Source organism: Marinomonas rhizomae (assembly GCF_024397855.1).
GTDB lineage: Bacteria > Pseudomonadota > Gammaproteobacteria > Pseudomonadales > Marinomonadaceae > Marinomonas > Marinomonas rhizomae_A.
Map to the genome: position 1 here is coordinate 3,327,218 of NZ_CP073343.1, position 20,790 is coordinate 3,348,007.

A 20,790-nucleotide genomic window follows, 5' to 3' on the forward strand; every position below is an offset into this window, starting at 1 on the left:
TCACATCCAACTCTCAAAATCGCATTATTTTTTACTGCTTCATTCGCTCAGCAAGGTTTCCCTGCTCATAGGCTTCTTCTTCAATATGACTTATATTGATGACAATGTTTTCTGCTCGCTCAATACTATGAACGCTCAATTGATCCACATCGTGCATCTTATCATTTAGATCTCTCGCCACACCTGCCTGCTCTTCAGAAGAAACATTAATTTGCGCTGTCATTTCAACAACCTGTTTTATAGCGGATTCTATATCGCTCATTTTTTGAGCAACCTTATTCACACTATCAACACCCTCTTGCGCCACAGCAGTCCCTTTATCTATGGTATTTGTCACATCTAGGGTATTTTTCTTCAATTCTTCCGTCATACTATTGATGTTTTGCGTTGCATTCTGAGTACGTATTGCCAGTGCGCGAACCTCATCCGCAACCACAGCAAAACCTCGTCCCGCCTCGCCCGCACGAGCAGATTCAATCGCTGCATTCAAGGCAAGCAAGTTAGTTTGCTCTGCAATATCACTAATAGAATTCACCACCTCGTTAATACTATCACTGCGCTCTGCCAATATAGCGACAACTTTTTTAGCCTCAGAAATATCCTGATAAACCTGACGCATAGTCTCACCCGTTTGCTGAGCCAACAAACGACTCTCACGAGACAAGCCACCAACCGACTCTGTCGCTTCAACCGCCACATGAACATGTTCCGCAACATGGGTAACACTACCCAATAACTGAGAACTAGCAGCAACCACTTCCTGAAAAGTGTTGCGCTGCTTATTAAAGTTAGCCAAGTTCGCTGTGACACTTTCCTTAGCATCCGACGCTCTTTGACGAAGCTGCTGAGCACCTTCTTTTAGACGGTAGCGGAAGGTATTACCTGCGGCCTCTTGATGTATTTTAGCAAACTTAATCGCAGCCTTAATGCCAACGGTTTTACAATATAAATACTGACCTATTGGATTATGTGCCTCTGACGACAAACCAGAAACCACTGAACTCAATGACTGAGCCTGATAATATGTCAACCACATGCCCAATAAAGCCAAAATAGGCGCCGCTATTTGTAAAGCCAACACATTAGATAGCAGACCGATAACGGCTAATAAAATAAAACACGACATTATTGGCCAAGAAGCATTACTAAGATGTGCAGATACTTTTGTCGTTGTTGGCAATAAAGCTTTACCTGCATTAATACGGTCATAAATAGACTGGGCATGCTGAATTTCATCTTTTGTTGCTTTGCGACGCACTGACTCATAACCAATGACCTTGCTGCCGTCCAACAACGGGCTGACATGAGCACTCACCCAGTAGTGATCGCCATTTTCACATCGATTTTTCACCAACCCCATCCAGCTTTTACCTTGCTTAAGATTAGCCCACATATCGGCAAAAACAGCAGACGGCACATCTGGGTGACGAATAAGGTTATGAGGTGCACCAATTAAAGCTTCACGCTGGTAACCAGCTACTTCACAAAAAACATCATTTACAAATGTAATGCGTCCTTTCACATCCGTACTGGAAACTAAAACATAGTTTTCAGGGAAATCATTTTCTTTATTTGTCACTGGCATTTTTCGCATAAACAACTCTCGATTTTTATATTAGTTATTTTTATCATGTCTTTTAGATTGTTACTAATTGAAATAGAAAACAAAATACATCAGTAAATATTACTCGTCATCAAAATCTCGATAAGCATCCGGCGCCAGATCTTCAAAGCGAGTGTATTTACCTACAAATGCAAGTCTACAGGTACCAATTGGACCATTACGCTGCTTACCAATAATAATTTCCGCAATACCTTTATGTGGCGTATCTTCGTGATAAACCTCATCACGGTAAACAAAGGAGATAACATCGGCATCCTGCTCGATCGCCCCAGATTCACGCAAATCCGAGTTAACTGGGCGCTTATTAGGTCGGTTCTCCAGACTACGGTTGAGCTGAGAAAGAGCAACCATAGGACATTCCATTTCTTTGGCAATCGCCTTTAACGATCGAGAAATTTCGGAGATTTCATTGGTACGACCTTCGGTAAAACCAGGAATTTGCATCAACTGAAGGTAATCGACCATGATCATGGCCACACCTCCATGTTCACGAGCAATACGACGCACACGTGAACGCATTTCGGTCGGACTAATACCACCGGTATCATCAATAAAAAGTTTGCGATCTTTTAACATCTTCACCGCAGACATTAATTTATCCCAGTCTTCTTGAACCAACTGCCCCGAACGCATTCGCGTCTGATCTATTCGCCCAAGAGAAGACAACATACGCATCATCAGCGACTCGGCAGGCATCTCCAAACTGAATACAATAACGGGTTTATCACTGATCATGGCGGCATTTTCTACCAGATTCATCGCAAACGTTGTCTTACCCATGGAAGGACGACCCGCAACAATGATCAAATCAGAAGGCTGCAACCCTGCGGTCATCGCATCTAAATCGGTAAAGCCAGTACTTAATCCTGTAATGGCACCATCTTGATGGTAGAGCTCATCAATTTTATCCACGGTAGCACTAAGAATGTCTGCCGCAATTCGCGGTCCACCTTTTTTCTCACCACCTTCTGCGATTTGAAAGATTTTTCGCTCAGCCTCATCCAACACTTCCGCTGCCGTCATCCCTTCAGGGTGAAAGGCACGAGCAGAAATATCATTTGTTGTAGAGATAAGGCGGCGCAAAATAGAACGCTCGCGAACAATATCAGCATAAGAAGCGATGTTAGACGCACTAGGCGTCGCCTCGGCGACCTCAATTAAGTACGCCATTCCACCAATTGATTCTAAGTCTCCGCGCTTGTCTAATCGCTCCCCAATAGTCACCACGTCAATAGGCTCTGACTCATCGGCCAAACGAGCGATTACAGTAAAAATCGCCTTATGCTCTGGACGATAAAAATCATCAGCAATAACAAGCTCGGAAACCTTCTCCCAAGCTTGAGGATCCAACATCAACCCGCCAACAACTGAACGCTCAGCCTCAATGGAATACGGTGGTAATTTAATAGAAGCGACTTCAGAATCATTTAGTTGCACGCAAAATACCCATACAAGAACAGAAAAAATAGAGAAGGATTAGCTTATCACGCCAACAAAAAAAGGGCATCTTGCAAAGCAAGATACCCTTCTCTTATTTAAGAAAGACTCGCATCTTTCTTAAGCAATTTACCTAAGCAAATTACTCAGCGATTACTTCTAAAACAACCGTTACAATAACTTCAGAATGAAGCTGAACGTCTACTTCGAAAGAACCTGTGTGACGAATCGCGCCTTCTGGAAGACGGATTTCAGCTTTTTCTACTGCTACTTGCGTAGAAATAGCGTCAGCGATGTCACGAGTACCGATAGAACCGAAAAGCTTACCTTCATCACCAGCGTTTGCCGCGATAGTGAAAGTTTTGCCTTCTAGTGTTAGAGCACGAGTTTCAGCAGCCGCTTTACGCTCTGCAGCTTGCGCTTCAAGTTCAACACGACGCTCTTCAAAGCTAGCCAAGTTAGCTTTAGTAGCCATTACAGCTTTTTTGTTCGGAATCAAAAAGTTACGAGCATAGCCTGGTTTAACAACTGCAACGTCACCAATACCGCCTAGCTTGTTTACTTTGTCGAGTAGAATAACTTCCATCTCGATCACCTCTAATTAATCATTAGCTATCACTTGAGTTGGACGCCTTACCTTGTATTCTAGAACGAATATCTACAAAACTATCAATCACACAAAGTGCAACGAGAATATTTGCAAAATACACATTCAGAACAAAAAAACCTACAAGATAAAATGCGATCAGTCCAACAATCCCAATTTCTTTTTTTGCTAAAACACCATGCACTAGAGCGAGCCCCGGCAGTACCAAAGCAGGTATAGCGGCTTGGGACAAAATACTAAATGATCCACCTAAGCTTTCGCCAATTAGGATCATTCCACCCAATACCAAACTAAACACTACTGGCAATCTTAACTGATGAAACTCAGCACGTAATCCGCCTGGATTATAGAGCCCTGCTTGCCACTTCCTTGCCAAAAACAAAGAAATAATAGCAATGACCACTTGGAAGATGGATATAGCCATCACCGCCTGGTTAAAAATTAAATTTCTATCAGGAACTTCAACACCTTCTTTTGTCAAAACACTCTGAACCAAGGTTACTGCTAGATTCAGAACATCCGCCATCAAAAGAGGCTGAAGCAGAGTACTAATAACCGCCAAAAAGCTGCCGACTAATAGAACCCAACTCCATGACATTGTTGATCTAAGCAAATAGCTCAACAACATCACATCAACTAACACCATAAGTGCCGTTGCATCTCCTTGGTACATCCACAGCACAAGTGCTGGTAGACAACCCCAAGCTAATACAGGTATTCCTTCTTTTACACCTTGACGAAGCACCACCAACCCTAAGATTGCAGCGGCTAGCCAAAACATCATAGGGATTAGACCAAACACCATCACACCAATAATGGCATTTAAGCGTTTTTTCATAACCCATTTAGCTAAACCACTCATAAAAGCGCTTCTTTCAGCCTATTAATTAAAGTGGCTGTCAGTGTAAGGAAGAATAGCAATGTAGCGAGCGCGTTTGATTGCAGTCGCTAGCTGACGCTGGTAACGAGCCTTAGTGCCAGTAATACGGCTAGGTACGATTTTACCAGTTTCAGTGATATAACCTTTCAGTGTGTCTAGATCTTTGTAATCGATCTCTTTAACGCCTTCTGCAGTGAAACGGCAGAACTTACGACGACGGAAAAAACGAGCCATGAGTGTCTCCTAATAAAAATAGATTAATCTTCAGATTCTTCAGATACTTCGTCAGAATTGTCGTTATTACGCTCTTCACGTTGAGGAGCAGAACGACGATCTTCACGACCTTCAGAAGCTTTAATAGGAGATACGTCAGTTACCGCTTCTTTACGACGAATCACCAAGTTACGGATGATGGCATCGTTGTAGCGGAAAGTGTCGTTTAATTCAGACAAAACACTGTCAGAACACTCGATGTTCATAAGAACATAGTGTGCTTTGTGAATTTTGTTAATTGGGTAAGCTAGTTGACGACGGCCCCAATCTTCTAGACGGTGAACTTGACCACCATCTTCAGTGATTAGGTTAGTGTAACGCTCGACCATTGCTGGTACTTGCTCGCTTTGATCTGGGTGAACCAGAAAGACGATTTCATAATGACGCATTTAAGCTCTCCTTATGGGTTCTTAGTCTCCACGCTTCCCCTGTTAAAAAGCTGTGAGACAAGGAGTATTGATTTACAGGGACGCGCATTATATAGCACTAGTGAACAATAAGTAAACGAAATACACGCCTCATTGAAAAAACAACCACCTAATTCGTTAGAGAACTAACTACACAAATGAAAAGTCGCTATTTGATAAACCATTTTACAGTTTTCATAGAAGCCCATAGAATCAATGGCCAACTATCTAAATTTACTCAACAGAAGATATGGACATCATGAAAACACTATTTCTAATACTTGCTCTTTTTACCCCATTTATCGCTCAAGCCGAAGCACGTTTAGGAGTCATGGGAGTCATATCAGAAACTGTTTACAAAGATACAGATTCGAAATCCACTGCCCTACCAAACATTGCCTATGAAGGTGAGCACTTTTTTCTACGTTTACCTGAAATTGGCTATCGCTTTTTTCCACAACGCTCACTACAAAATTTTGCTGTTGGCTTATCTTATGAACGCGCTAAATTTGACCCTGACAATTCAGATGACATAAATATCAGTATGCTTGATGATAGAGATGACAGCGTAATGATGTTTGCGAATTATAGAATTGGCCCAATATCGACCAAAATCGCACAAGATATCAGCGGCGCACACGATGGATACTACGCACAAATTTCCGCCGGCTTCCCTGTTCCTGTCGGTGCTTGGAAGATAATTCCGTCTATTTCTTATCAATATATGGACGGCAAAATGAGTAACCACCTATTTGGAACCACTCAAGCTGAATCTACACTAACCAGTGGCGCTATTGCCGCCTACAACACTGGATCTGTTTCTGAGGTTAAGTATGGCTTAAGAGGTATTTACCCTCTGTCTCGCAATGCCACTTTTATTATTGGAATCAGCCACTCAAGATACGACGATAAAATTTTACAAAGCCCAATTGTAGAGGACAATACGATAACATCCTTATTAGCTGGCCTTACTTATTCTTTTTAATTGGAATATGCGTCCCCACCAAAGATAAACTGACATATTTAGCGCTTTCGGAATCGATACATGAACAAACTATCGAATAATACTCAGGCCATTTTTTTTGGACTTGGGGCTGTCATGCTTTGGTCAACGGTCGCTACTGCCTTTTCCATATCACTAAGGCACTTTTCACCAACGCAATTGCTACTTGTTGCAAACATCATCTCCTTGATTTTTTTAGTATCCTTAATCACTATAAAAGGTGAAGCAAAACAACTTATTGGTTTTGCTAAGCAATCATGGAAATCGTCTTTGTTTTTTGGTGCAATTAACCCATTCCTTTATTATTTGATATTGCTGCAAGCTTACAACACACTTCCTGCACAAGAAGCGCAAGCCATTAATTACACTTGGGCTATCATGCTTAGCTTTATGGCCGTTCCCATTCTTAAACAACGCCTAAAAAGTGCGGACTATATTGCTGCTGCCGCTTGCTACTTTGGGGTACTTTATATTTCCACTCGTGGCCAAATAGCCTCACTAGAGTTCTCAAACATTACCGGTGTTGCTTTTGCCCTTTTAAGCACCATTATCTGGGCGCTTTACTGGTTACTAAACACAAAAGATAAACGCCCTAGTCTTATTGGCTTAACACTAAATTTTGCCTTTGCTCTCCCTTTAATCATTGTATTCGCAGGCTTAACAGGTGAACTAAGTCACTGGGACAGTGAAGGACTTTGGGGCGCAATTTATATTGGCCTATTTGAAATGGGGCTAAGTTTTGTCTTGTGGAACAAAGCACTAAAGCTAACCAATAACGCGAGCCAAGTGGCAAACTTAATTTTTCTGTCACCTTTACTTTCCATTATCTGGCTATCCCAATTTGCTGGCGAGCCCATTTTACGTTCAACTATCATTGGTTTAGCTTGCATTCTTATTGGTTTATTCATCCAAAACGCATCAAAAAGAAACAGACAATCAAAATAAAAATAGGATAACAAATGCCCGCTTTTATCTATCTATTACTACCTATTTCCTTCTGGTCTGGCAACTATATTTTAGGACGTATATTGGTCTCTGACGGGATAGATCCATTTTCTGTCTCTTTTTTACGCTGGAGCCTTGCCTGTCTGATGATCTTACCTTTTGCGTATAAAAAGCTGTGGCGGGAACGAAAAGTCATTGCCAAAAACTGGCCTTTACTCGTTCTATTTGGCTGGCTTGGCATCTGTAATTACAATCTTTTCCTATATATTGGACTCAGTACTACAACCGTTACCAATGCGGTTTTACTCAATTCCATCATGCCAGTGATGATACTCATTACTGCTCGTCTGCTACTGGGAAACAAAACATCTTGGCTGCAAAATACAGGTATATTTGTTTCCACATTAGGCGCCATTACCATTGTTAGTCGCGGCAGTTTGGATACATTTTTACATCTCAGTTTTTCGCAGGGCGATTTATGGATTATTACCGCCGCTATTAGTTGGGCCATTTATTCCGTACTTATTGTTAAACGACCAAAAGAGATGTCTTTGATTGGTTTCTTTGCTTGCACTGCACTGATAGGTACCCTGTTTCAAGCCCCTCTATTTTTACTATTTGGACATAGCCAAATAACTGATTTTACAGCAAGCAATTGGGGAGCCATTGTCTACATGGGAGTATTTGCTTCAATTGGAGCATTTTTATGTTGGAATACTGGTGTACAAAAGCTTGGAGCAGCGACCGCTGGACATTTCGTCCACCTTTTACCCGTATTCAGCATCGGTCTATCGGTGATTTTTTTAGGTGAACAATTGCTTAGCTTCCACTATGCAGGTATTACACTGATTTTTTCAGGAATATTCGTGGCGACTATATTAAATAAAAAACAGCTAAACAAACAACGACGACAAACAGCCTAACCTCTATTTCGCGCCATTCGAGTACTAATCAAAATGCTTGAAAAAATAAACAGCATCCCAAGAATGGCGTAAATATCAGGCACATGTCCCCAAACAACCCACCCCCAAAACCCACTAAACACCACACCAATATAGCTAACGGGAGAAACAATACTTGCTGGTGCGTAGGTGTAAGCTAAATTATAAAGAAACATACCGACATATAAAGTAACAGTAACAGCAGCAACAAGAGGCCATACCGAAGCAGGTAAGATCAAAGAGTCACCCTGCACCAAAATCAATGGTATAGACAAAATCGTCGACACAAAAAAATACACAAATAATGTCTCTTGGCCTGACACCTGTTGAGACAGCATCCGTGTGGTCACCATAGACAACGCCAAACCGATTGCTGAAGCAAACCCCACGATGTGCCAAGGGTTTAAGTGATCTGGTGTAGGGTGAATAATAAATGCCACGCCAATAAAACCAATAATAAGCGGCAACCAACGAGCCTTCGGAATCCTAATTTTATGCAGTATCAATACCACAAACGGAACACACAATGGCGCACAAGTTCGGAGTAAAGAAGCCTCTACAAGGGGGATATGATTCAATGACCAGTAATAAAAAAGAAAACCAATAAAGCCACCGAAGCTACGTAAAAAATGAATCCTCCACACTGAAAAAGATCGTTTCTGCCAACGTCCACGCATTTGCGGTAACAAAATTAAAGCGCAAAACAAGCTTTGCCAAAAAACCAAAGTTGATACGGCAATTATGGTTTGCGCCTGCTTAGCCGCTAAGGCCGTAAGGGACATTACAAACGCATATGCGATTGTCATCATAATCCCTTTTTTCAACAACTCATGATTATCAAGCACTCGGTCACTCTTTATTTAAGAAAATCAGCAGAAGTATTTAACCTAACAAGGCTAACTTGTCGAGCTATTAGACATTACGACGCGAAATCTCTCCAGCACTAGAAACACCAAAGTAACGAGAGAAAAGCGGATGAGGCTCAGCCTGAGACAATACCGACACGTTCTCATGAGCGGTTACGCAACCTTGCTCTATCAAAATCACACGACCACCAACTAGACTCGCTTCCTGCGGCAAATGCGACACCAGCAAAGTAGTCAATCCCAGTTCTAACGTCACGTCGTTCACCAAGTAGAGCATTTCTTCTCGTAACGCTGGATCTAAGGCACTAAAAGGTTCATCAAGTAATAGAATCGGCTTTTTCCGAACCAGTGCTCTAGCAATAGCCACCCGCTGAACTTGACCGCCAGACAAAGCCTGCGGGAAACGTTCGGCTTTATCAATCAATTGCGTTTTATCAAGTGCCCATTGGACTTTTTGCTTTTGCTCTTTGCTCAAGGACAAAGAAGGAGACAAGCCTATAGCAACATTTTGCCAAACGCTTAATTGCGGGAATAAATTATCACTCTGAAATAAGGTCGAGATTGGCCTTTCATAGGCAGGCAAAGAAAGCAGAGATTCCTCGTTGAAAGAAAGCGATCCTCGACCGATTAAAAATCCCCCCAGCAAATGTAAGAGGGTACTTTTTCCTTCGCCACTACCTCCAAGCAAAGTAGTGACACCGGGATAAATATCCACACTGTAGCTCGCATGAAAATTCTCCCAATCATATTGAAGGTTAATATTTAACACGATCAGTTACTCCACCAATAAAGCGAGATGAACAATAAAACAACATCAAGCACAGAGAGATTAATACCACTGCGACACAAGCTCCCTCTTCCAAACGATAAGAACCAATCAATTGAAACAAATACAAGGGCAAGGACACCAAGCCCTGACTACCAAATAACGCAATGACTCCCATATCACCCAAAGAAAGTAGTAGCGCATAACCCAAAGCCTGGGCAACACTGCTTCGAACGAGCGGCCATTCTAAGCACCATCGGGACCATGACTGAACACCTAAACTCACATACACATTTCGAAAGCGCCGTTCCTGCTGATACATGACAGGCATCAAAGCCCGCAACACAAAAGGCAAGGCCATTACAGCATTGACCCAGACAACAATCCAATAACTGGACTGCAACCCCAAGCCAAGGTCACGTAGAGTCAAAAACAACCCAGTTGCAATCACCAGCCCTGGCACCATCAAAATAATATTCCCTAAATGTTCAATCTTATTTGGTAACCAAGCCAAATATCGACGTGCCATACAAAAACGCGCAAGCACAGCAAAGCAGACACCCAGCAACAAACTCACCAACGCAGCAGGAATCGCAATTTGTAAGGAAACTAGCACAGCATTCCACAATGCAACGGATTGCAATGTCTTCAAAAAAACCGGTGAGAAAATTGGATCAAAAATCGCTAAAAAGGGTGGAATAACCAATAACAACGCACAAAGCATGACTAAAAAATCAGCGGTTTTAGCCCAAACAGAATCTTTGAGCTCATAACTTTTTACCGCCAACAAACTCACATCTTGACGATTAATAGGTGCTAAGCGATATACAATAATCGCAAATAAAGTACATATCGACACCTGAAGCAAAGCTAAAAAACTGGCTTTATCAAGATCAAAATCAAACCTAAGTGCTTGGTAAATAGCAACCTCCAAAGTACTAAATTTTGGCCCTCCGCCTAAGCTTAGCACTACAGCAAAGCTCGAAAAACACAACATAAAAATTAACACAAAGGCACCAGGCAGAACCTTTTTAATATAGTGCCATTCAATCCAGCGAAAAGCCGACCACCGAGAGAACCCTAGCTGCGAAGCCTGGCGCCACTGCCCTGAAGGTATCAAGTCATACCCTTGCAACAAAAGACGTACCGCCAATGGCATATTAAAAAACACGTGGGCTAATAAAATCCCCACCAAACCATATAAGGGAATTTGCACCCCAAACAACTGGTTCAACCATCCAGTTCGTCCATAAACAACCACCAATCCTAAAATAGCCACAATGGTTGGCACCACCATGGAGACGGAAAACAATTGAAGTAAAGCGGCACGCCCATAAAACCGGCGATGAATAAGGCAAGAAGCAACAGGAATAGCAATAAGCAAACTAATACCGCTACTTAGCAAGGCTTGCCATAAGGAAAAGCGCACAACTCGCCAAAGATAAGGCTGCTGCAGGTAACCATACCAGGAGGATAATTCACTATAACGCAAAAGAGCCGCCAAACTGGCAGCCCCCATTAACAGGAAAAAACCAACGCCCAATAGCGCTGGCCACAACCCTTTTACAGCTCGAAAAGAAAGCAACTTAACGCCTATTATCGAGTCGTGGCATTTAACCACTCATTAATCCACGCTTTTCGATACTGCGCGACGTCTTTTGCTGGCAAGACCAAATTGTTTGTAGGCTTTAAAGCACTATCAAAAGCCGCTGGCAATTTCTCATCAAGCTTAACCACTGGCAACATCCAGTTCCCCGTAGCGACAGTCGATTGAAATCCTGGCTGTAGAATAAACTGCATAAAACGCTTAGCCAACGCGGGATGAGGTGCATCTTTCATCATAGCGGCCACTTCAATTTGTGGGTAAAGCCCTTCACTAGCAGTTGCAGCTTTATACTTATTCTCACCTTCGGCAACAATGTGGTAAGCAGGAGAAGTCGTGTAACTCAACACTACATCCGCCTCGCCTTTCAAGAATAAACCGTATGCATCGGACCAGCCTTTCGTGACCGTTACTGTATGAGAAGACAGGCGCTCCCAGGCATCTGCAGCATTGTCCCCATAAACAGATTTCATCCATAGCAATAAACCAAGCCCCGGTGTACTAGTACGAGGGTCCTGATAAATCACTCGTAAATCTTGGTTATCTACTACGTCTTTCAAACTCCTTGGTGGGTTTGCAAGCGTTTCAGAGTTGTAAACAAAGGCGAAATGACCTTGATCAAATGGCACAAAGGTCTTATTAGACCAGCCACCAGCAATCGTCACGGCAGAAGTATCAACATTATGATCCATTAATAAGCCTGTTTGCTTTGCTGCTTCCATTAGATTGAGATCTAGTCCCAAAAGCACATCTGCTTGTGACGATTTACCTTCCAGCTGCACACGAGACAAGATACCAACCGAAGAATCCAACGCAACAAAATTTACTTTACAGCCGCACTCTTTCTCAAAATTAGCTTTTATCTTAGGACCAGGCCCCCAGTCAGATGCAAACGAATCATAGGTATAAACATTTAGAGTGTCAGTCGCCAATGTTACAGGCGAAATAACCACACTAAGACTAACGGCAGCCGCAGAAAAAAGAGAGGATAAAGAAAAGGGTTTCAAAGTGTCGCTCCTAAAATAAGTGAGCGGCGTACAGGGGAAATGGCAAGAATGATATTTGAGCCACTACACATGTTGGTAGCTCAACTTGCTATCTCGATTCCTACGCCAGCATGATCTGGATCAGGTTCGGTGGGTTAGCGGTCAATCCGCTTCTCAGCTTTAACATTTATTAAATGCTAAAACACCCCATGAGATAATGAGCGCTCATTGTAAAGAGTCGATCAACGGAAGTCTATTTCGGCAAGCACTCTAGTAACAGCTCCTTGGTTTTTTTCTGCGAAACGCAATGCAGCTTGTCCAAGACGGAAGCGCTGAGACGACTGCCCCGCTAGATCAATGACAACTTTCTCTAATTGCGCCTCGTCTTGGCAACGAATCGCGCCATTTACCTGTAAAAGCTGTTCGGTAATATCTAAAAAGTTAAAGGTATATGGTCCAACCAAAATAGCTTTACCAAGTAAAGCCGGCTCAATAGGGTTATGTCCACCGCGCTTAATTAAGCTACCACCAACAAACGCCAAGTCAGATGCTTGATAATAATGCATCAACTCCCCCATAGAATCTCCGACCACCACTTCGAAGTTAGTCCATTGATCGAGAGATGTTTGAGTGCGAAGCGCAACTCGATCAAAATACTGTTTTGCCAAACTTTGCACGGCTTCAAAACGTTCGGGATGACGAGGAACCAGTATCAATAACGCATCAGGGTACTTCTGTAAGAGCACCTTATGAATACGCAAGAGCATTTCATCCTCACCTCGGTGAGTACTGCCTCCCACCCAGATAAAACGAGCCCCTAATTGCCCACGCCAATTGGCTTGGAATACTTCAGGGGGGACAGCAAGATCAAATTTGATACTTCCTGTCACCAATACTTTCTTCGCTCCCAACTCTTCAAAGCGCACAGCATCAGCTTGGGCATGAGCCAGAAAGCAGTCAGGCAAGGCAAACAAAGACTTAGAAATAGTCGAAAACTTTTTATAACGTAGAAAAGAACGATCACTAAGGCGTGCGTTCACAACTTCAACACGCAGACCTTTATACTTAGCGAGTTGCAACAAGTTTGGCCAAAGCTCAGTTTCAACAATCAATAAATGTTTGCAAGTCAGCTTTTTCAGCGCCCTTTTAACACTTGAGCGCCAGTCCATTGGCAAATATCGATGCTCAGCAAAAGGGAAGGTTTTAACCACTTGCTCTGCACCCGTTGGTGTCATTGTAGTAATTAACAATTTTTGCGTAGGATACTTTTCACGCCACTGAAGCACCAAAGGACGAACGGCCAGTACCTCCCCCACAGACGCACAATGAATCCATAAATCCGCTTCAACAGAAGACCAAAAGCCAAAGGCTTCTTTTGCACGATAATGTTTATAGGTTTTCTTAAAACGCCGTATTTTCGATAAAATAACCGGCGTTAATAACACCAATAAAGAACGGTATAGCCACATAGTTAAGCTGGAGTCTCACTGAATTGCTGATTGTGAAGCTGCGCATAAGCGCCATCTAACGCCAGTAACTCACTATGCGAGCCTTGCTCGATAATCTCTCCATGGTCCACCACCGCAATAATATCGGCATTTTCAATCGTCGAGAGTCGGTGAGCGATCGCGATCGTAGTACGATTTTCCATTAGATTATCTAGAGCAGATTGAATGGCTCGCTCCGATTCCGTATCCAATGCAGATGTTGCTTCATCCAGAATCAAAATAGGCGCATTTTTCAATATAGCTCTCGCTATCGCAATACGTTGACGCTGACCTCCAGATAAAAGCACACCATTTTCACCAACCATGGTATCCAAACCTTCGTCAAGCTCTTGAATAAAGCCCCAAGCATTTGCCGCCTTTGCCGCCTCAATAACATCTTCTTCAGCGCTATCACGCAAATAGCCATAGGCGATATTATCCCTAATCGTGCCATTAAATAGCACCACCTGTTGATTTACCAAAGCAATATTAGAACGCAATTCCGTCAGCTTATAATCATTAATTAGGATACCGTCGATACTCAAAGATCCATCGTCAATATCATAAAAGCGCGGGATAAGGTTCGCCATTGTTGATTTCCCGCTACCAGAGCGACCAACTAAAGCCAACGTTTTTCCAGCAGGCAATGATAAATTTATATTCTTTAACGCTCGCTTTTCAGCGTTCGGATATTTGAATGACATCGACTTCCATTCGATGTTGCCCTTCAAACGATCAATTGAAACAGTGCCGTTATCTGCTTCCTCTTCCATATCAAGGAAATCGAAAATACTATGGGAAGCGGCAATGCCTTTTTGCAAAACACTATTCACATCCGTCAACTGACGAATAGGTTTGCCCAACATACCCGCCGCCGTAAGAAAGGCAATAAAATCCCCTGGAGTCATATTTGAGCTAATAGAAGGACTCAAGGCAAACCAAATCAAAACAGCCATAGCAAAGGCCAGGATAAATTGTACAATAGGTACATTCAACGCTTTCGTCTTCTCCATTTTTAGCTGCGAACGCCTGTTTTCAAAAGCGGCTTTATAAAATCGCTCTGTTTCATAGCGACTTCCGCCAAATATTTTGACCACCTCATGACCTTTAATCGCCTCTGAAGCAACATCAGTAACACCACCCATTGCATTTTGAATTCGAGTGCTGAGTCTACGAAATCGCTTAGAAGCATAAGAAACAACCAAACCGATTAAAGGCACGACCAGCAAGAACAATAGAGACAAGCGCCAGTTCATATAGATCATATAACCCAACAAACCGACTACGGTTAGGCCTTCACGTAAAATCACTCGTATGGCCTGAGTTATAGAGCCAATGACCTGTTCAGTATCATAAGTTAATTTTGCCAGTAATCGACCGGTAGGAATGGAGTGATAATAGCTCGACGGTAAAAGTACAAGCTTATTAAACATGCTGGTACGCAAGTCAAATACAACCTTATTAGCCACTTGCGCCATAAAATAGCCACCGAGAAAAGTCCCTATTCCACGTACAACAAAGATACCTAAAATGGCTAGAGGTATTAGTAAACGACTTTCTGTTATTTTCCCTTCGGATACGACATCAACAATATGCTTAAGTAATGCAGCCAAAGCAGGTTCCATCGCGGAATACATTACATAGCCAAGAACACTCAGCAATAAATATAACCAAGAGGATTTAACATATCCAAGCAACCGAAAATATACTCTTGCACCAGATTGAGGTGCTTGCTTACTTGGCTGTTCTGGAGAAGGCGGAGACGCTTTATCTTGCATTTACAAATTCGCTTTTTCAATAATAGATGAGGTGGAATAACCGTCTACAAAGGTTAAAACTTTTACTTCTCCGCCTCGTTCAAGCACATGAGATGCCCCTACAATAGTGTCAATGGTGTAATCCCCCCCTTTAACAAGAACGTCTGGCGATAGCATCTCTATAAGCTCTTTAGGAGTATCTTCATCAAACCAAGTTACCCAATCGATAGCACCAACTCCTTCTAATACAGCCATGCGATGAACTAGGTTATTAATAGGACGCTTTTCACCTTTGAGGCGTTTTACAGATGCATCCGTATTAACAGCAACAACTAACCTGTCACCCAAGCCTTTTGCTTGCTTCATATAAGCAATATGACCAGGGTGGAGAATATCAAAGCAGCCATTCGTAAACACAACTTTTTCGCCACTCACTTGAGCGAGCTTAATTTGCTCTAGTAAATCTGTAGGAGACAAGACACCAAAATTCGTTGAATGTGAACGCTGATACATAATACCAGCTAGCTGATCGGCTGTAATGGATGCTGTGCCTAATTTTCCGACCACAAATCCAGCCGCTTGATTCGCGTATTCAACCGCATCTTTAAAGCGCTTACTCGTAACATATATTGCGGTTAATACAGCAATAACAGTGTCACCTGCGCCAGTAACATCGTAAACTTCCTTAGCAGTCGTTGCCAAAGAGAACGGCACGCAACCCTCTTCAAAAAGTACTAACCCGTCTTCTCCGCGGGTGACAAGCAAAGCTCCCCAACTAAATTGTTTTCGTAGAAGCTCACCTTTCTTTTGAACCTCGGAGTCCGTGGCACATTGCCCAACAATGGTTTCAAACTCAACGAAATTCGGTTTTACCAATGTCGCCCCTTGGTAAATAGAAAAGTCATCCCCTTTAGGGTCAACAAAACTGGGGACATTGGCATCATTTGAAAGTTGGATCAAAGATTGAACGTCCGCAAGACAACCTTTTGCATAATCAGAAAAAATAACAGCATCAGATTGAGGTAAACACTCTGCAACCACTTGCGCCAATGCTTTATTTTGCGAGAGGCTATCTTCACGCTCTTCGAAATCTAAACGTATGAGCTGTTGATGACGGCTCATTACCCGCAGTTTAGTAATAGTCGGCAATGTTTCTGACTTAACAAAACGACAATTGACACCAGCCATCTCTAAACAACGAGCTAATATATCGGCATTCTCATCATTACCAACCACGCCAATAAGGGTCACTGGCACACCGAGTTTAGCTAGCCCAAGTGCAACGTTTGCGGCGCCACCCGGCCTATCTTCAATGTTAGATACTTTTACGACTTGAACCGGTGCTTCAGGAGAAATACGGGAAGTTCCACCATGCCAATAGCGGTCTAACATTACATCGCCAACCACAAGGACATGCTTATCGTTAAAGTTCAAATAGGATGAATTCATAGTCACATAATAATCGATTTTTGAAGGCTGCCATCTTATCATACTCCCCTATCAAGTTGGACATACCCAATATCACATGAAATAAGGCTATTTACCTCATGTTGAACACAGCTCTTGCTATCTGCCGGTCATTTGTCTTTGAACAGTTATTACAAAACTGGTCAATCTATGGCATACACAAAGAGCTTGGTTTCAGTTATGAAAGTATGACCCATAAATGGGAAAATAACCCAGTGGGTCGAATTCGGCTATTAACACAATGCCGACAACTCTATACTTTCAGCCATGCTTGCCAAATAAAAGCTACTCCTGAGTGGCAAGTTCTGTTAACACCACTTTTTGACTTCATCATCTCTCATTATTTTCTTGAAGAGCGGTGGATATTTTCATTAAATGATGATTTAACCGTCAAGGATAAACAATCAGACGCGTATGCTATCGCCTTCGTATTGTTGGCTTTCAGCCATTATTACAAAGCAACAAATGATGAGCGCGCGCTCCAGTACATGAAAAAAACGCATCAATTTTTACTAGACAATATGCAAGCCGAGTCTGGTGGTTTTTATGAATCTTATCCAGTTGATGACAAACAAATTCGTCGTCAAAATCCACATATGCATCTATTAGAAGGTTATGTTGCAGCTTTCGAAGCCACTCAAGATGAAGACTACAAAAAGGCTATCAAGGACCTACTTTCCATTGCGCTAGCGCATTTTTATCACAAAGAAACCAAGACTCTGCGTGAATTTTTTAGTGCTGACTGGAGTCTTGATCCTCAAACAGGCCATCAAGTCGAGCCCGGCCACCACCTCGAGTGGGTATGGTTACTCTATCAAGCAAATAAAATCACCCCCAACACTGACTATACTGACTTAGCACAACAGCTATGGTTAACAGCAACCAGACATGGACTTGCAAATAATGGTGGGGTTTATAATCAGATAGACAGCGAGACATACCTACCAATCGATAAAGAAAAACGTATTTGGCCGATAACAGAATACTTAAAAGCCATTACGGTTATGCCTCTAGGCAAAGAAGAGAAAATCCATCGTTTGGAAACCGCATTAGAATTTGTTCAACAACACTACTTCCTACCAAATGGACGTTGGAATGAGTACCTTAATGCAGACAATAGCCCCAAAACATACCCACTACCCGGTACAAGTAGTTACCATATTTTTCTAGGGGTTACAGAGGTGCTAAGATGGTCTGAAAAGCTCCCTGTCACGAGCATTAGCCGTTATTGAAATGTCGTTTAAAATCTAAATTATTATTAAAGTTATATATAATCAAAATACAGAATTAGGCCTACTAATGAAAACTAGCATAGTCTTTACAACCTATAACTCACCAGCTTGGTTAGAGAAAGTCCTTTGGGGATTTTTCGAACAAACAGCCAAAGACTTTGAAATAGTCATTGCCGATGATGGGTCAAGAGAAGATACACGCGATCTTATCGAAAGAATGAAAGGGGAAACAGCTATCCCTATTAAGCATGTGTGGCAAGAAGATGATGGCTTTCAGAAATGCCGAATCTTAAACAAAGCCATTATTGCCTCTGAAGGCGAATACCTTATTTTTACCGATGGCGATTGCATCCCAAGAAAAGATTTTGTTGAGCAGCACTTGAGACTTTCTGAGCCTAACACATACTTATCTGGTGGTTACTTCAAGCTACCAATGGATATAAGCCAAGCAATCACGAAAGAAGACGTTGTCTCTCAAAAAGCATTTGATGTGGACTGGTTGGTTAGCATGGGGTTAAAGAAAACACATAAAACAATGAAACTAACTGCGTCTGGAGCTTGGGCTTCATTTCTAAATAAAATAAGCCCAGCCCGCCCAACGTGGAATGGACACAGCGCTTCTTGTTACAAAAAACATATTTTGGCCGTGAATGGCTTTGAAGAAACTATGCAATACGGTGGACAAGATTGTGAATTTGGCGACCGCCTTGTTAACAATGGTCTAAAAGCCAAACGGATTAGATACTCTGCGGTGTGTGTACACTTAGACCACAAACGCGGATACATTACCCCTGAAATGCTTGCAAATAGCAAAGCAATAAGACAAGACACAAAGAAAAACAAGGTTATAAAAGCGAGAGTTGGGTTAGATAGTCACAAATAAAAAATCACATTGTCACTTTGAACTTCAAAGGGCTCACATTTTGAGCCCTTTTTCATTTAAAATCCTAAAATAGCGTTCACTTTAAGCATACAAAAGCCTCAATACACTCAGATTTTATCTAAAATCTCTCTCAGCTTGGTGCTTGAGGTATGAGAAGTATATGAAAAATAATGTATTTCGACATTTAGCTTTTTAAAGTCTTCTTCTAGTTTATTCCACTTATCACTTCCCTTCCAATCATCACCAACAAACATTTTGTCAAATTTTAGATTGTTCCAAGCCTCTTCCTTATCGTAGTTAACTTGCGGTACTACCTCATCGACAAACTTAATAGCCTCAACAATTTCCATGCGCTCTTGAAATGGAATAACAGGCTTCTTATTTTTTGCTTCCATACACAATTCGTCAGTTGAGACACCTACGATTAAATAATCACATTCTAATTTCGCTCTTTTCAGAACGTTCAAATGCCCGATATGAAACAAATCAAAAACACCTGTGGTATAACCTATTTTCTTCATATAAAACCTAAAAAATCATTATATTTTTTTCGTTAAGTACTCAACAATTCTCTTACTCGAGCACCCGTCCAGCTTTCCAGCTAATTTCTCAGATAGCTCCAATCTAATTGACTCTAGCTCTTTAGGGTTTTCTAACTGCTCTTCTACCAAACGCTTAAGATCTTGGTATTTTTTAGAATGAACTGCAATTGCAGCATAATCCCCATAATCTTGGTCCATACGTCGCTTAAACTTGTATGAAAAAATGCCGCGATAATTCCATCTCAACTTCAAAAAATCGCACCAAATCACAGGTTTATTAAGCAACGCAAATTCAAACAGTGCTGAAGAAGCATCACTAACAAGTACATCAGCCACCTCTAAAAATGGTAACAGTGAATAATCTTCAGTTTTAGCTAAGTAGACATTTTCAAATTTAGACCACCTGTTTAAAAGACCTAGTTGTTTACTATACTGCTTCTTACTAATTGAAAAATAGTGAGGCTTAATAATAACATTATAGCCCTGAAAATCAGCTGGCCAGTCCTTGGGGAATTTTTCAATACTGCTAGGATAAAAGGTTGGCGCATACAAAATAGTTAACCGTTGCTTGTTAAGGCCATATCGTTTGAGCAAGTCGTCTTTAGATAGTTCACCATTCAAAATGGGATCCATTTTACAAAAACCAACGTCCACAAATTCATCATCAGGAAACATACTTTCTAAGCGCTTCTTGCGGTAGTCCCCCTCAACAAACCTGACACTCATTGAATGCCTAGACTTACTGTAGTAGCTAGCCTTGGGGCCAATTCCATGGCCTAATTGTGCGGATTTAGAAACCTGATGCACTCTATCAAGGTAAGGGAAAGAATTGGCAAAAAACACCCAATCAGCCTGCTCTTTTTCATAAAAATCAACAGCTTCTTCTTCATTCTTAACCCATATAGAATAGAGGTCACTGTCTAAAGCCAACTGTTTAATAATAGAGTCATGGATACCTTCATAAAAAACAAATATCGTAGTAATACCAATCGCATTCAACTCTTTATTAACAGGTAGATATTGTGGCAAATAATATAAGCTTTTAGTATCAAATATTACTTTCATATTTTTTAATCTCTCAATC

At 41.8% G+C, this 20,790-nt stretch carries 20 protein-coding genes and 1 riboswitch; of the genes, 5 read left to right on the forward strand and 15 right to left on the reverse strand.

What is annotated here, in order from left to right:
- Positions 1-31: 31 nt before the first annotated feature.
- From KDW99_RS15710 to rpsF, 6 genes are all read right to left on the reverse strand, one after another.
- Complete coding sequence (locus KDW99_RS15710; protein ID WP_255826043.1) at positions 32-1,594, reverse strand: methyl-accepting chemotaxis protein; 1,563 nt, start codon at positions 1,592-1,594, stop codon at positions 32-34.
- Between the two features lie 90 nt (positions 1,595-1,684).
- Complete coding sequence (dnaB, locus tag KDW99_RS15715) at positions 1,685-3,061, reverse strand: replicative DNA helicase (protein ID WP_012071131.1); 1,377 nt, start codon at positions 3,059-3,061, stop codon at positions 1,685-1,687.
- Between the two features lie 142 nt (positions 3,062-3,203).
- On the reverse strand, positions 3,204-3,647 hold the full coding sequence (gene rplI, locus KDW99_RS15720; protein WP_255826044.1) for a 50S ribosomal protein L9: 444 nt from the start codon (positions 3,645-3,647) through the stop codon (positions 3,204-3,206).
- A 22-nt stretch (positions 3,648-3,669) separates the two neighbouring features.
- Entirely contained in the window at positions 3,670-4,530 is an 861-nt protein-coding gene (locus KDW99_RS15725; RefSeq protein ID WP_255826045.1) for a hypothetical protein, read from the reverse strand.
- A gap of 21 nt (positions 4,531-4,551) precedes the next feature.
- Positions 4,552-4,782: a 30S ribosomal protein S18 gene (rpsR, locus tag KDW99_RS15730; RefSeq protein WP_012071134.1), complete on the reverse strand. Its 231-nt coding sequence runs from the start codon at positions 4,780-4,782 to the stop codon at positions 4,552-4,554.
- Positions 4,783-4,805: 23 nt separating this feature from the next.
- Positions 4,806-5,210 (reverse strand): 30S ribosomal protein S6, encoded by a 405-nt coding sequence (gene rpsF, locus KDW99_RS15735; RefSeq protein ID WP_255826046.1) that lies wholly within the window; start codon positions 5,208-5,210, stop codon positions 4,806-4,808.
- 277 nt (positions 5,211-5,487) lie between these two features.
- Here rpsF and KDW99_RS15740 point away from each other — a divergent pair, with 277 nt between their 5' ends.
- Genes KDW99_RS15740 through KDW99_RS15750 form a run of 3 tightly spaced genes read left to right on the forward strand, consistent with a single transcriptional unit; the run spans position 5,488 to position 8,099 of the window.
- A complete protein-coding gene (locus tag KDW99_RS15740) occupies positions 5,488-6,213 on the forward strand; it encodes a MipA/OmpV family protein (protein ID WP_255826047.1) in 726 nt (241 codons plus the stop codon).
- A 60-nt stretch (positions 6,214-6,273) separates the two neighbouring features.
- Entirely contained in the window at positions 6,274-7,176 is a 903-nt protein-coding gene (locus KDW99_RS15745) for a DMT family transporter (RefSeq protein WP_255826048.1), read from the forward strand.
- A gap of 14 nt (positions 7,177-7,190) precedes the next feature.
- Positions 7,191-8,099 carry a DMT family transporter gene (locus tag KDW99_RS15750; RefSeq protein ID WP_255826049.1) on the forward strand — a complete coding sequence of 303 codons (909 nt, stop codon included), beginning with the start codon at positions 7,191-7,193 and terminating at the stop codon, positions 8,097-8,099.
- Here the strand turns inward: KDW99_RS15750 and KDW99_RS15755 are convergent.
- From KDW99_RS15755 to hldE, 7 genes are all read right to left on the reverse strand, one after another.
- Positions 8,096-8,962 (reverse strand): DMT family transporter, encoded by an 867-nt coding sequence (locus KDW99_RS15755; protein WP_255826050.1) that lies wholly within the window; start codon positions 8,960-8,962, stop codon positions 8,096-8,098. The two genes, KDW99_RS15750 and KDW99_RS15755, sit on opposite strands and share 4 nt — an antisense overlap.
- A 67-nt stretch (positions 8,963-9,029) precedes the next feature.
- Positions 9,030-9,752, reverse strand: coding sequence for a thiamine ABC transporter ATP-binding protein (locus KDW99_RS15760; RefSeq protein ID WP_255826051.1), 723 nt, complete (start codon positions 9,750-9,752; stop codon positions 9,030-9,032).
- Positions 9,739-11,334 (reverse strand): thiamine/thiamine pyrophosphate ABC transporter permease, encoded by a 1,596-nt coding sequence (thiP, locus tag KDW99_RS15765; RefSeq protein ID WP_255826052.1) that lies wholly within the window; start codon positions 11,332-11,334, stop codon positions 9,739-9,741. The genes KDW99_RS15760 and thiP overlap by 14 nt, the downstream gene beginning before the upstream one ends.
- Before the next feature lie 11 nt (positions 11,335-11,345).
- The gene (gene thiB, locus KDW99_RS15770; RefSeq protein WP_255826053.1) at positions 11,346-12,359 is read right to left on the reverse strand and encodes a thiamine ABC transporter substrate binding subunit; all 1,014 of its coding nucleotides are present in this window, start codon (positions 12,357-12,359) and stop codon (positions 11,346-11,348) included.
- Positions 12,360-12,438: 79 nt separating this feature from the next.
- Positions 12,439-12,558: riboswitch (TPP riboswitch) on the reverse strand.
- Positions 12,559-12,580: 22 nt separating this feature from the next.
- Positions 12,581-13,807 carry a 3-deoxy-D-manno-octulosonic acid transferase gene (locus tag KDW99_RS15775; protein ID WP_255826054.1) on the reverse strand — a complete coding sequence of 409 codons (1,227 nt, stop codon included), beginning with the start codon at positions 13,805-13,807 and terminating at the stop codon, positions 12,581-12,583.
- A 2-nt stretch (positions 13,808-13,809) separates the two neighbouring features.
- On the reverse strand, positions 13,810-15,603 hold the full coding sequence (gene msbA, locus KDW99_RS15780; RefSeq protein WP_255826055.1) for a lipid A export permease/ATP-binding protein MsbA: 1,794 nt from the start codon (positions 15,601-15,603) through the stop codon (positions 13,810-13,812).
- On the reverse strand, positions 15,604-17,031 hold the full coding sequence (gene hldE / locus KDW99_RS15785) for a bifunctional D-glycero-beta-D-manno-heptose-7-phosphate kinase/D-glycero-beta-D-manno-heptose 1-phosphate adenylyltransferase HldE (RefSeq protein ID WP_255829304.1): 1,428 nt from the start codon (positions 17,029-17,031) through the stop codon (positions 15,604-15,606). It lies immediately after the preceding gene.
- Positions 17,032-17,129: 98 nt separating this feature from the next.
- On the opposite strand from hldE, the gene KDW99_RS15790 reads away from it, so the two are divergent.
- Positions 17,130-18,281: an AGE family epimerase/isomerase gene (locus KDW99_RS15790; protein WP_255826056.1), complete on the forward strand. Its 1,152-nt coding sequence runs from the start codon at positions 17,130-17,132 to the stop codon at positions 18,279-18,281.
- 67 nt (positions 18,282-18,348) lie between these two features.
- Positions 18,349-19,164 (forward strand): glycosyltransferase family 2 protein, encoded by an 816-nt coding sequence (locus KDW99_RS15795; RefSeq protein WP_255826057.1) that lies wholly within the window; start codon positions 18,349-18,351, stop codon positions 19,162-19,164.
- 107 nt (positions 19,165-19,271) lie between these two features.
- On the opposite strand, the gene KDW99_RS15800 is transcribed toward KDW99_RS15795, so the two are convergent.
- Together KDW99_RS15800 and KDW99_RS15805 are read right to left on the reverse strand one after the other, a co-directional pair.
- Positions 19,272-19,685, reverse strand: coding sequence for an adenylyltransferase/cytidyltransferase family protein (locus tag KDW99_RS15800; protein ID WP_255826058.1), 414 nt, complete (start codon positions 19,683-19,685; stop codon positions 19,272-19,274).
- An 18-nt stretch (positions 19,686-19,703) separates the two neighbouring features.
- A complete protein-coding gene (locus tag KDW99_RS15805; RefSeq protein WP_255826059.1) occupies positions 19,704-20,771 on the reverse strand; it encodes a CDP-glycerol glycerophosphotransferase family protein in 1,068 nt (355 codons plus the stop codon).
- Positions 20,772-20,790: the final 19 nt, after the last annotated feature.